This window comes from Candidatus Zixiibacteriota bacterium, from assembly GCA_016933955.1.
GTDB lineage: Bacteria > Zixibacteria > MSB-5A5 > GN15 > PGXB01 > JAFGTT01.
This window is the reverse complement of record JAFGTT010000028.1, coordinates 53,444-65,951: the sequence shown is the minus strand read 5'-3', so window position 1 is coordinate 65,951 and position 12,508 is coordinate 53,444. Positions and strand designations below refer to the sequence as shown.

General features: G+C 48.5%; 15 protein-coding genes. 12 read left to right on the top strand and 3 right to left on the bottom strand.

Features of this window, described 5'->3' with window-relative positions; genetic code table 11:
• Positions 1-239: 239 nt before the first annotated feature.
• The gene (locus JXQ28_10225) at positions 240-803 is read right to left on the bottom strand and encodes a hypothetical protein (GenBank protein ID MBN2278110.1); all 564 of its coding nucleotides are present in this window, start codon (positions 801-803) and stop codon (positions 240-242) included.
• A gap of 138 nt (positions 804-941) precedes the next feature.
• Positions 942-2,144: an ATP-dependent 6-phosphofructokinase gene (locus JXQ28_10220; GenBank protein MBN2278109.1), complete on the bottom strand. Its 1,203-nt coding sequence runs from the start codon at positions 2,142-2,144 to the stop codon at positions 942-944.
• Positions 2,145-2,531: 387 nt separating this feature from the next.
• Here JXQ28_10220 and JXQ28_10215 point away from each other — a divergent pair, with 387 nt between their 5' ends.
• The 4 genes from JXQ28_10215 (at position 2,532) to JXQ28_10200 (ending at position 5,154) form a co-directional block, all read left to right on the top strand.
• Positions 2,532-3,182: a class I SAM-dependent methyltransferase gene (locus JXQ28_10215; GenBank protein MBN2278108.1), complete on the top strand. Its 651-nt coding sequence runs from the start codon at positions 2,532-2,534 to the stop codon at positions 3,180-3,182.
• A gap of 110 nt (positions 3,183-3,292) precedes the next feature.
• Entirely contained in the window at positions 3,293-3,607 is a 315-nt protein-coding gene (locus tag JXQ28_10210) for a transcriptional regulator (protein MBN2278107.1), read from the top strand.
• Positions 3,567-4,787 carry a tryptophan synthase subunit beta gene (gene trpB, locus JXQ28_10205; protein MBN2278106.1) on the top strand — a complete coding sequence of 407 codons (1,221 nt, stop codon included), beginning with the start codon at positions 3,567-3,569 and terminating at the stop codon, positions 4,785-4,787. Before JXQ28_10210 ends, trpB begins: the two co-directional genes overlap by 41 nt.
• A gap of 163 nt (positions 4,788-4,950) precedes the next feature.
• The gene (locus JXQ28_10200) at positions 4,951-5,154 is read left to right on the top strand and encodes a cytosolic protein (GenBank protein MBN2278105.1); all 204 of its coding nucleotides are present in this window, start codon (positions 4,951-4,953) and stop codon (positions 5,152-5,154) included.
• A gap of 17 nt (positions 5,155-5,171) precedes the next feature.
• Here JXQ28_10200 and JXQ28_10195 read toward each other — a convergent pair whose 3' ends face one another.
• Positions 5,172-5,999, bottom strand: coding sequence for a 4Fe-4S binding protein (locus tag JXQ28_10195; GenBank protein ID MBN2278104.1), 828 nt, complete (start codon positions 5,997-5,999; stop codon positions 5,172-5,174).
• Between the two features lie 356 nt (positions 6,000-6,355).
• Between JXQ28_10195 and JXQ28_10190 the strand changes: the two genes are divergently transcribed.
• The 8 genes from JXQ28_10190 (at position 6,356) to JXQ28_10155 (ending at position 12,508) form a co-directional block, all read left to right on the top strand.
• Positions 6,356-6,988, top strand: coding sequence for an NAAT family transporter (locus JXQ28_10190; protein MBN2278103.1), 633 nt, complete (start codon positions 6,356-6,358; stop codon positions 6,986-6,988).
• A 99-nt stretch (positions 6,989-7,087) separates the two neighbouring features.
• Complete coding sequence (locus tag JXQ28_10185; GenBank protein MBN2278102.1) at positions 7,088-7,807, top strand: protein kinase; 720 nt, start codon at positions 7,088-7,090, stop codon at positions 7,805-7,807.
• A gap of 21 nt (positions 7,808-7,828) precedes the next feature.
• Positions 7,829-8,038: a TOBE domain-containing protein gene (locus JXQ28_10180; GenBank protein MBN2278101.1), complete on the top strand. Its 210-nt coding sequence runs from the start codon at positions 7,829-7,831 to the stop codon at positions 8,036-8,038.
• Between the two features lie 118 nt (positions 8,039-8,156).
• Entirely contained in the window at positions 8,157-8,486 is a 330-nt protein-coding gene (locus JXQ28_10175; protein ID MBN2278100.1) for a hypothetical protein, read from the top strand.
• Between the two features lie 304 nt (positions 8,487-8,790).
• Positions 8,791-9,432: a TetR/AcrR family transcriptional regulator gene (locus tag JXQ28_10170; protein MBN2278099.1), complete on the top strand. Its 642-nt coding sequence runs from the start codon at positions 8,791-8,793 to the stop codon at positions 9,430-9,432.
• Positions 9,359-10,720 carry a TolC family protein gene (locus JXQ28_10165; GenBank protein MBN2278098.1) on the top strand — a complete coding sequence of 454 codons (1,362 nt, stop codon included), beginning with the start codon at positions 9,359-9,361 and terminating at the stop codon, positions 10,718-10,720. The genes JXQ28_10170 and JXQ28_10165 overlap by 74 nt, the downstream gene beginning before the upstream one ends.
• Complete coding sequence (locus JXQ28_10160; GenBank protein MBN2278097.1) at positions 10,707-11,606, top strand: HlyD family efflux transporter periplasmic adaptor subunit; 900 nt, start codon at positions 10,707-10,709, stop codon at positions 11,604-11,606. The genes JXQ28_10165 and JXQ28_10160 overlap by 14 nt, the downstream gene beginning before the upstream one ends.
• A complete protein-coding gene (locus tag JXQ28_10155) occupies positions 11,603-12,508 on the top strand; it encodes an ABC transporter ATP-binding protein (GenBank protein MBN2278096.1) in 906 nt (301 codons plus the stop codon). Before JXQ28_10160 ends, JXQ28_10155 begins: the two co-directional genes overlap by 4 nt.

Genomic DNA, 12,508 nt, shown 5'->3' with positions numbered 1-12,508 from the left:
TTTACTGAGGAAACGAACCCATTTTACGGCATCCTCAATTATTACACCGTATAAAAAAATAATCTGGAGGAGGAAACGAACCCATTTGATAAAAAATTTCGCGAAGGATGAAACGAACCCATTTTGAAAAGACTGCCGGGTGGCCCTGGTCTTCAAACCTGCGGCAAACGCCCTCGTCTGCCGCCCACATAAAAACGGGCAGAATGATATGCCATACCATCCCACCCTGAAATATAGAGTTAATCCATTCGGTACAGATCATCCGCCGGCTCGAAGGCGTCCTTGATTCCGGCCAGTTCCACCAGAAAAGCCTGGATATTCTCGGTGCTGTCGGTTAGGACAACATTACCATCAACTATGGTATAGGCGATCTTTCCCGGATGCGCCGCCAGGTATTCCTGCAACCGGCTGTCGGAGATCATCTTAAGCTTTAAAGTCGGCTGGATTTGATCCACCAGGTAGAAGGTGTGGGTGGGAAGCAGATGGATGGATAACATTATATTCCCCTTGATATCGGATTCTTTCGGGCTCATATCCAGAAAGAGGTAATCGCCCATTCGGCACAGATGCACCGGAAGGCCGTACACCTCGCCGTTTTCATCCTTGCCGCCGAAAGTATATGTATTCTCGCCGGCGTCCGTGATCATCACGACCGAATCACCGTCCGCCTCGCCCCATATACCCAGCAGGTTTTCGTCGAAAACAATGTTGTTTTCGGTGGCGATACCGTTAATCGACCGGGTCACGCAACCGGCGGCCAGAACGAACATGGCCATGATACCGATCAGGATTGCTTTTTTCATGGAAGGCTCCTTTCGGAAATGTTCTCGTGTTTTAAGTCTTAATAATATCAGGAATCAAATGGAAAATAAAAGGAAAAAATAAAAACCGCCGAGTATCCGGCGGTTTTAAGAATAGTCAATCGGCAGGGCCGTATAGCTTTAATCGCTGGTCATGATAAACTGCGGTTTCATCTCGAAACTCTGATAGATCGGCCGCAGGCGCTCGGTGTTATAATGTTTTTCGACATTGACGGTCTTTTTGGTGCTGGTGACCACATCGATCGGAACATTATCGTACCGCCCGTTCTTGAGCACCACCAGGCGTCCATGAACACCATTCAGAATCAAATCGAGAGCCAGATTGCCGTACGCCATCGGGACTATCGAGTCGATGGCATCGGGATCGCCGCCGCGAACGAGGTAACCGAGACGCTGGTTGATGGTGTTGACCGGCCGGCCGTTGTTGAATTTGGGCGAAAGGTCCTTGATCTTGGCCGATACCAGATCGCCGATCCCGCCCAGTTTCATATGTCCATAGGCGTCTCTGGCGGTATCCTGAAAAACCATCTCCCCGCCTTCGAACATGGCTCCCTCGGAAACCAGGACAATTGAATATTTGCTGGGATTTTTCAGGCGATCTTGAACCAGCAGTTCGGTCAGGCTTTCGATATTGAATTTATATTCGGGGATAACACAGCGGTTGGCCGCCCCGGCCATGGTCGGAAGCATGGCCGTAAATCCGGCATAACGGCCGAAAACCTCGAGCACCAGAATCCGTTCATGCGATCCGGCCGAGGTGCGCAGGTTATTGGTCATCATGATGGTTCGGGTGATACAGGTACTGAAACCGATACAATAGTCGGTCCCGGGAACATCATTATCCATCGTCTTGGGAATGGCGACTACCTTGACTCCCTCCTGGTACAGACGGACACCGTAACTGAGCGTATCATCACCGCCGATCGGAATCAGGTAATCGACCCCGAGGAATTCCAGATTTTTCAAAACCTCGCGAGTCAGGTCGTTGACATCATCGTTGTATTTGTCCTGCAGATGGAGTGGAATATTCTCCCGCCGGACATGACCCGGATGAGTCCGGGAGCTGTGCAGAAAAGTGCCCCCCGTGCGCCCGGCCTTGTTGACGATTTCCTCCGTCAGGACCATAAAACTGGTGCTGTTGTCGGCTTTCTTATTGCGAATCAACTCAATCGTCCCGGCCCACCCGCGGCGCAAACCGATAACCTTGTATCCTTCCCGAATGGCCCTGATTGTGACAGCGCGGATAGCAGGATTCAATCCCGGGACATCTCCCCCGCCGGTCAAAATGGCGATAACGCCTTTGCTTGTATTGGTATCGGCCACAGTCTAACCTCCGTGTTCGTTCTGCGGTTGCAATTTTTTTTATTTTATCGGTCAAAAGCTGTTATTATTGAATAATATACGATTATTATAACGTCCCTCTTGGGGAGAAATCGAAATCGTCATGAATATGTTCCCCTCCTTCTTGGAGTATTATACATCAATTTTACAATTGGCGAAATGAGACGGTAAATTTTTTACATAAATAATCTTCCAAATGTCGGCAGGAAGTAATGTATACGCTATAAACTGCTGGAAAAAGCAACTTGAAAAACCCCGAGGCTTTGCCCAGAAACCATGGCTTTTGGCAAAAAATCCCACCGACCTGTCATTTGACGCCGTCACCGGGAATGGTTATATTATTACTATTAACCGATGGAGGGAGAAGTAATGTTTCCAAGAAAACCATTAACCGATCATGAACATCAATTCGAAAATCCCGATGAGGCGCGCCATTATGCCGAGCATATGGGCAAATGGAATATGGTTTATAATGATTTTCTGAAAGTATTGGAGAGAAACGGCGTGAGCGGCCGGGTTTTGGAAGTCGGGGCCGGTCCGGGCTTGTTGGCCGCCAGAGTGGCCAGGCGTTTTCCGGATGTGCATGTTACCGCTTTCGAGATATCCTCGGCAATGGCCGACTATGGCCGGGAATATATGAAAAAAAGAGGCCTCCAGGAAAGAGTCGAATATGTGATGGGCGATGCCAACGATCCGGGAGTATTCCAAAACCTCCCCAAATTCGATCTGGTTTATTGCTCCTACAGCTTGCACCATTTCGGAGATACCGAAAAATCAATTAAAAACCTGTTACAGGCCGTAGCCGATGGCGGTAAATTATGTATTTTCGATTTCCGGCGGGTCTGGTGGCTGTATATTATGCCTTTCAAGGACGGTTTTTTCAATTCCCTCCGGGCCTCATATAAACCTGATGAGATGAAGGAACTGCTTGAACGGCTGAATATTACCAGTTTTGAAATAAAAAAACTGTTCCCTTTTCTGCTGTCTGTAACCATTCCCAAACAGCAAACCTCAATATGATTCTGGCATCTCTTTTATAAAAATCTGCAGAATATGAAAAAAAGTGCTTTACAAATTTCTATTTTGTATTATATATGTTTCTATAAGTAGAAACGCCTGAGGTCTTACCAATGTCGACTGCGAATGAAATTATTCGGGTCCTCTGCGAAATTGATGATTTCGCGACCATGAAAAGATTCTTAAGTGAAATACTCACTCCTGTCGAAATTCGCGATGTGGCTCTTCGATGGCGGCTGATGAATATGCTCCATGACCGGGTTCCCCAGCGGAAAATCGCCTCCGAACTGGGCATCAGCCTGTGCAAAATAACACGGGGATCGCGGGTTCTTAAGACCCGGGGTTCCGTATCGAAGAGAATTTTGGATCAAAGGACAGGAGAACGCCATGCATTCAATAGACCCGCTTCAAAACCAGCCCGACCATAACGGTTTTTTCGGCCCTTTCGGGGGACGATTCGTTCCTGATTTTTTAATCGATGTCCTGGATGAAATAACCCGGGCTTACCTGCGTTTTAAGGATGACCCCGAATTTAAAGAGGAACTGGCGTATCTTTACCGCCACTATGTTGGCCGCCCCAGCCCCATTTTTTATGCGGCCAATTTATCACGAAGACTGGATGGAGCCCGGATATACCTGAAACGCGAAGATCTGAATCATACGGGAGCACATAAAATCAATCATTGCCTTGGCGAGGCGCTTCTGGCCAAAAAAATGGGGAAGAAAAAAATTATCGCGGAAACCGGGGCCGGTCAGCATGGCGTCGCCCTGGCCACCGCCGCCGCTCTGGTCGGCCTGGAATGCGATATATATATGGGCGAAGTCGATATCGAAAAGGAACACCCCAACGTCATCCGGATGCAGATTCTGGGGGCCAAGGTAATTCCGGTCGCGTTCGGTCTGAGGACTCTTAAAGAGGCGGTCGATGCCGCCCTGGAAGCGTATATCAAAGACCCGATCAGCCAGTTCTACGCCATCGGTTCTGTGGTCGGCCCGCATCCCTTCCCCATGATGGTCCGCGATTTTCAGCGGGTTGTCGGCGAGGAAGCCCGGAACCAGTTCCGGGAATTGGCCGGCAAATTGCCTGATAACCTGGTGGCCTGTGTCGGGGGTGGATCGAATGCCATCGGGCTGTTCACCGCTTTTATGGACGATAATCAAATTCGGATGTATGGAGTGGAACCGTCCGGGCGCGGGTTTAAGGATGGTGACCATGCCGCCACCCTGACACTGGGCAAACCGGGTGTGATTCACGGTTTCAAGTGTTATTTGTTGCAGGACGAAAGCGGGCATCCCCTGCCGGTCTACTCCATCGCCTCGGGATTGGATTATCCCGGAGTCGGACCGCAACATAGCTATCTGAAAGATCTCGGCCGGGTCAAATACGAAACGGTCAGCGATCTCGAAGCACTCGATGCCTTTTTTACCCTGTCCCGGGTCGAGGGGATTATACCGGCCCTGGAGAGCGCCCATGCGGTGGCTTTTGCCATGCGCCTTGCCCCGCAACTGGACACCGGTCAGACAATTCTGGTCAACCTGTCCGGACGGGGCGATAAAGATATCGATTATGTGGCCCGGAAGTACGGCCGGGAGTACGGTCTCAAATAATTATTCTCCTCTCAATACAGCAGCCTTCACAGAGGTTCCCTGCCGCCGGTTTTATTAATGAAACCGGCGGTTTTTATTAAGGATACCTTGTTGATTCAAGGCGAAAATTGATTATAATTTGTGGTTATATATTTTAGGGACCAATAAATGAATAGGAGATACGATGGAGTGCCATAAAGACAGGAATCTGAAATCATGCAACTGCAGCTACGAACCATGCTCACGTAAAGGTACCTGCTGCGATTGTATCAGTTACCATATTCGGATGCGCGAGCTTCCGGCCTGCTGTTTCAACATCGAGGCCGAACGGACTTATAATCGCTCTTTCGAATATTTCGCCCGTCTGGTCAGTGAAGGAAAATTATAGTTTGGGTGCCCTGGCAACTATTTTTTGAAGCTGAATTTTATGGCGTTCTGGTCACAGCTTTTAAGGCATTCCCCGCATGAAGTGCAGTCGGGGAAGGCAATCGATTCGTTTTCCACCAGCTTTTTTATGGTCGGGCAGGGACTGGCCTCGACGCATTCAAGGCAGAGGGTGCAGGCATCATGATCAATCCGGATACGCCCGGGAGCGATTTTTTCACACATCCATGTCAGAGCCCCGATCGGACAGATGGTATAGCAGAAGGGGCGGTAAAGCATCAGGCTGGCTATCACCAGGATGACAAACATGATAATAAAAAGGGTGTCGATATTCCAGTGAAGCAACTCGAAGAAATTGATCGGGTCATAGACATTGTATGAAGTGAAAGCCAACCACATCTTGTCCATCGGGTTGGCCCCGGTATATTCGGCCAGCATGCGGATATGATCTTTAACAAAGAAGAAAGTCAGGAAAAACATGGCCAACAGCGCCATCCTTATGGTATTAAAAACGGTGAAGTTAAACTGCTTCCAGCGATATTTAAAAGGAATTTTATTTATTAAATCCTGGAGCGCTCCCAACGGGCAAACCCAGCCGCAAAAAAGCTTCCTGCCGATCAGGCTGGGAATAAACATGGCCAGAAAAAGAGCCAGAAAACCGGCGAAAAATTCGCCATAAACGAACTTGAACATGAATAATTTGGTCACCCCGCACATGGGACTGGGATGAAGCGGATAGAAATAATCAAGACCAAAAAGAACGAAGGCCACAACCAGCATACCGATCCGAACCCAGAAGTTGATCCATCGCCCCAGAAGGAGTGTCAGACCGATCGCGGCCAGAATCAAAAATGCGAGATATTTACCTTTGAACAGAAAATCGCCCAGGCCGGGCTACTCCCGGTCCGTCTGATTATGTTCTATTTCGCTTTCCCCGGCCTCGTCTTGATTGGCTGACAAAATGATTTCTTCTCCGGCCGTCAGATCGGAATCCTGTGCCATAACCGGATGAAAAACAAACAGCAGAATTAAAAATACCAGGCCCGTAAGGATGCGGTTAATCATAATTGAAAAGAAAGATAATATTTATCACGATTTTGTCAAGGACTATCGCCCTTAGATCGCTGTTGTGAGGATACTTATCGTCTGAATAAATTGATTGCTTCGGTACTAAATCGCCAATAAATTCCGGGTGGAGGTTTGCAATGCTGATTTGGCAGGATTATCTGGAAATATTCACGGCTATAATTGTCATTGTCGATCCGCTGGGATTGATTCCCATTTTCGTCAGTGTCACCTCAGACCAGACTCCCTCGGAACGGGACCGAACGGCCCGGGTGGCGGTAGTAGCGGCCGGGATTATTCTGATTATTGTCGCCCTTCTCGGAGAAATGGTCCTGGGATTATTCGGTATCAGGATTGCCTCATTCCAGGTCGGCGGTGGATTACTGATCCTGTTACTGTCAATATCGATGCTCAACGCCCGGGTCTCCAGCAGTAAACATACTCCGGAAGAGGCGCTCGAGGCCGAAAGCAAGAACAATGTGGCGGTGGTACCACTGGCCGTTCCCCTTCTGGCCGGCCCGGCGGCGATGAGTACTATTATTATCTATGCCAATCGGTATCCCGGCTGGTCCATGAAAATTTTCTTGATTCTCTGCATTATTGTCGTGGCTTTTTTGGTCTGGCTGGCTCTCAAGGTTTCCCTGCCCCTGATCCATAAACTGGGGCGAACGGGCGTGAATAATGTCACTCGCATAATGGGTCTTTTGCTGGCAGCCATAGCCGTAGAATTCATCGCTTCGGGGTTGGGGGAGTTGTTCCCCGGATTGAAATAGACACTTCAGGACATCAATTAGCATTTGACAGGTCCGGTTCAATATCATAATTTTCACTCGTCCAGAACCATGACCGACAACCGCAATTGCAGGTGACATATGACCGAGTTGTCATATAATCTTTCGCCCGGGCGAACGCTGGGCTCGAATTATCATATTATTGAACCCCTCGGGGCGGGCTGGGAAGGCGAGGTTTACAAAGTCCAGGAAAACCGAACCGGGGTCATCCGCGCCGCCAAACTTTTCTATGATCGCGAGGGATTAAAACAGAGACCCCTGCTTCGCTACGCCCGTAAATTGTACAAACTTCGCCTGTGCCCGATTATTGTTCAGTACCATCATCATGACACCGCCCGTATTAAAGGACGTAATGTCGATTTCTTGGTATCGGACTTTTTCGGGGGCGAAATGCTGTCGAATTACCTGGGACGCCGCAAGGGAGCCCGATTACCTCTTTTCGAGGCCCTGCACCTTATTTACGCCCTGGCGCTGGGAATCGAACAGATTCACTTCCTTGGAGAATATCATGGGGATATTCACACTGATAACATAATGGTGGAAAGGTACGGATTGGGATTCGAGGTTTCTCTGCTGGATTTTCTCGATTTGGGACGTCCGACGCGGGATAAAATCCAGGAAGATGTAATTTCGTTGATAACCATTCTGTACGAAATGATCGGGGGGGCCAGAGATTACCGCAAAAATAAGGCTATTCTCAAGCCGATTATTCAGGGGCGAAAACGGGATTTACTGCACCGCCAGTACCGAAATGCCGGTGATCTTCGGCTGGCCCTGGAAAATCTCGATTGGAATAAATAAAAGCATCCGGGGAGAATTGAAATGAAGTATGGTGCTCGCAACCAGATTACAGGCAGGGTAACCCGAATCAAACGAGGCGGGGTGATGAGCCAGATAACGATCGAAGTGCCGGCCGGGGTGACTATGAATTCGGTCATCACCATGGACTCCCTTGAGGATCTGGGAATAAAAGAAGGCGACCAGGTAAAGGTTATTATCAAAGCGGTCAATGTCCTGGTGGTGAAAGAATAGAATCGCCAATTGGATGTGAAAAATATTACCAAGTCCGCAATTCAGAATTACAGTTTTTTGGGCGATGTCTAAATCTAATACATAAATTTTTAATCAGGAGTTGTGCATTATCTTTTGTATGGCAAATCTTGAGAATGGAATCAAGCGGGCAGGAGTTTATTTTTATGTTCTGGCCGGGCTGTCGTCTTTCGCTTCCGGTTGCGGAGTTGTAAAACAGCCGATGGTTGGGGTTAAAGATCAGCAGGCGAGGACTTTGGAAAAAGCCATTAGAGATGCCAGGGTATTTGTTAATGATAGTAATTATGTTGTTATTGACTCCTTATTTGATCCAAGTTTTGGAAATTATATAGTCCAATTTAAATTTAGGGATTCTACAAGAACTATTTATGTGCCTAAAGATTCCTCAAAAAAACCCCACGATCTTTTTTTTGTAGAAGGAGTTAATTGATTTATTTCTCTTTATTATCAGTGGGTGATTTCGATTAATATGCCTCCGGTATTCATATTTTTGACTTTAATCACGCGTTTACTTTAAAGTATCAGTCATTAATTTGATGTGAATTACCTTTTTTCGGCCGGGAATTTGGCTAATCGCCGTTAAAAATGATCCTTGAGTATCTTTCGATATAAATCGTAAGATATTAAACGACATAATCTTATAGTTTTATTATAATTTTTTACAAAATATCGCTTGACATTATTCGATAATATATTAACTAATTGTTTAGTTAAACCAAATAGTTAGTTAAATTATGACAGAAATATCGCTGACATCTGGCGGGCGGGAGAATAAAGGGCCCGGATCGGCCGAGAAAATCCTCGAGGCGGCCCGGATTGAATTCGCCGAATTCGGTCCGGCCGGGGCGCGTATTGACCGAATTGCAATGCGGGCCGGGATCAATAAAGCAATGATTTATTATCATTTTCACTCCAAAGATAATCTATATCAGAGGATCATCAGGATTCAAACCGATATGATTGCCGAGCATATTAGTAAACTGATAGACAAAAAAATCGACGCAGAGAAATTCCTGTACGAAGTAGCTGAATTCTATCACGGGATGTTTGAAAAAGTCGCCTATTTCCGGCCGATATTTCTGCATGAACTGGCATCCGGAGGCGAGCGGATTAAAGAGGCATTCGGCGAGTCGATCGGCCAAAAGGGTATATCCGGCAAATTGTATGTTATGATTGATGATTATATCAGGGCGGGGCAATTCCGCCGGGTCGATATCCGTCAGGCGATTACCTCTTTTATCACCATGAATATAGGTTATTTCCTTATTGCCCCAGTTATCAATAAGGTATGGGAGATTGACGATGAAAAGAAATTCCGTAATGACCGGCCGGAGGCGCTGGTTGATTTGTTCCTGCACGGTATTAAAACTCGTTAGACTTTACATCTGGTTAACCCTACTTCTGCTGGTTTCGACCGGACCGATCCGGGCGGTGCAGAAATTGACTCTGGAGGAAGCTATCGACCTTGCCATGGAACATTCCTTCGAAATTATGGCCTCGCGTCATGATTCGGCCGCGGCAATGGATAATTATCGGGTTTCAAGAGCATATCGGATGCCGACCCTGACGATTGGCGCGGTATCATATTGGTATGATGACGTCCCCTCGATAGATTTTCCTTTAATCGGTTCCCGGAATCTGGGAGCAACGGAAAATTATCAGGCCGATCTGAGACTTAGCCTGCCATTATATACCGGAGGGCGAATCTCCAATCGGATTAAAACCGGCCGAGAAAATGCTGTCGTTGGGTCTCTGGGAGTGGAGCGACAGCGACTTGCGACGGCTTATGATTGCCGGCGGGCGTATTTGGGCCTGATGCTGGCCGGAGCGACAGAGCGTGCGGCCGGGGCTTCGCTCAAACGGGTTGAAACTATCCGAACTAATGTCCGCAACATGTACAACAGTGGTGTCGCCGACTCAGTTGATTTGCTTGATACCGAGCTGGCTTATCAGAATGCGATTCAGGCCCTGGCCGAGAAGACCTCGGGACGTCAAAACGCCCTGCGGTCCCTGATAAGATTGATCGGAATCGTGGTTGACCCGGCCGACAGCCTGCCCTCTCCTCTGCCCCCGGATACGACCATAATGATCACGGCCGACCGGATAACAAGAACAGAATTGAAAATGTATGATCATCATATCAGGGCTGCTGAATATCTGGCACAGACGAATAAATCTGAATACTTCCCGACCTTAAGCGGATACGTCGGATATTCATACGGCAAACCATATCGTGATATGTTCAGTAATGAGTGGAATGGTAGTTTTATAGCCGGGTTATCCGTGAACTGGGAATTAAACCTGGGAGATAAAACCGGCCGCAATGTCAGCGCGGCCAACCAGGCGGTCTTTTCCGCCCGTATGGCCCGAAATGAACTGGAGGAATCGCTGATGGCAATGGCCGATATTTCCGCGGAGAATCTTCGCCTGGCCTATAGTACCTATCTTCGTTCCCGAACCGAATATTTCATTGTTCGGGATAAGTTTCGGCTGGCGCAGAAAAGCCGCGAGGCGGGCGAGATGTCGGTCAACCGTCTGCTTGAAATTGAAAATGAGCTGACCACTGCCGAGGAGTTGTACCAGGCCGTGATAACGAATTATTATCTGGCTGAGACGGAGTACTTTTATGTCCTTGGTTCGGATAAAATATATGGAGGTCTATAAGATGAAATACCTGTTTATCGCGGTCCTGACAGCGGCCGGATTACTGATGGTCTCATGCGGTTCCAACGACCGGATTCCGGGCGGTTCGGGAATGATAGAAGCAACCGAAGTCCTGGTATCATCGGAGGCTACCGGTCGGTTGATGGATCTCCATTTCGATCGCGCTGACCCGATTTCGGCCGGCGATACCATTGCTTACATCGACACGGTGACGACGGCCTTACGGTTTCACCAGGCCGAGGCCATGCATCAGGCGGCTATTACACAAAGGCAAATAAGCATTCTGGGGCAGGAACAGGCAGAAACCAATCTCGATCTGGCCCGCAAGGAGTACGATCGGGTGAAAACCCTTCTGGAATCGGGCTCGGCCAATCAACAGCAATATGACAAAATCGAAAACACCTTCCATCAGGCCGAACTGACAGTCAGGCAGGCTCGGGCGGCCCGCGACGCCGCCGAAGCCGATTTGAAAAAAGCCGAGTCTGAGCTGGCCTTGCTGACCGAGCAACTGCACAATTGCTTTCCCACCGCCCCGATTTCGGGACGGGTAATTGATAAATACATCGAAATCGGCGAACTGGTCGGAATTGGCAAACCGCTGATAAAAATCGGAAAATTGGATACAGTCTGGGTTAAGGTCTATCTTCCCCCCGCGGATCTGACCGATTTGATACTCGGAGCCACGGCAAATATCGACCCCGAAGACGGCCGGGGAACAATGCTTGAGGGAAAAATAAGCTGGATTTCGGCGGAAGCCGAATTTACGCCGAAAAATATTCAGACCAAACAGGCCCGGGCCGATCTGGTCTACGCCGTTAAAATAACCATATCCAATCCCGAAGAACGCTTGAAAATCGGTATGCCGGTGATGGTAACGATTCCATGATGATCGAAGCAAGTCATCTTACAGTCAAGTACGGCACTCTAAAAGCAGTCGATGATTTTGATTTCATTGTTGACCGGGGGGAAATACTCGCCCTGGTCGGTCCCGATGGAGCCGGAAAAACCTCCATTTTTCGGGCAGTATGCAACCTGATCAACTTCGAAAAGGGTGAGGTTCGGATCGCCGGCTATGACCACGTCCGGGAATTCGACCGTATAAAACCGCACCTGGGATATATGCCTCAGGCATTTTCGCTTTACCCTGACCTGTCGGTCGAGGAAAATATGAAGTTTTATGCCGGTCTGTTCGGACTGGACAGGCATATTCTGGAAAGCCGGATGGAAAAATTGTATTCATTTTCAGGGCTGGGGCCGTTTGCCCGGCGTCGGGCCGGGGCGCTTTCAGGAGGTATGAAACAGAAACTGGCCTTAAGTTGTAATCTGGTTCATGACCCGGAAGTACTACTTCTTGACGAACCGACCACCGGCGTGGATCCCCTGTCACGGAGGCAATTCTGGAGTATTTTAAAAGACCTTAGAGAATCCGGTTCGGCTATTGTGGTTTCAACTCCGTACATGGATGAGGTGGAGCTGGCCGACCGGGCGATTTTTATTCACAAAGGCCGAAAACTGGCCGAGGGGACGCCCCGTGAATTAACCGCCATGTTTCGAGGATATGTCTACCTGGTGGAGATGGTTCCATCATCGGAGTACATGAGTCGTCTGAACAGCCTAGATGGATCGTACGCACGGCGTTTCGGTTCCTCGATCCATCTGTACACTGATGATGAACAATCGGCCGATAATCTTGCCGAGCGTCTTAATGCAATCGATCTCAAACCGACCGGAATCAAGCAAATCAATCCGGAACTTGAAGATGTGTTTATTCAACTGATGGGGAGTTGA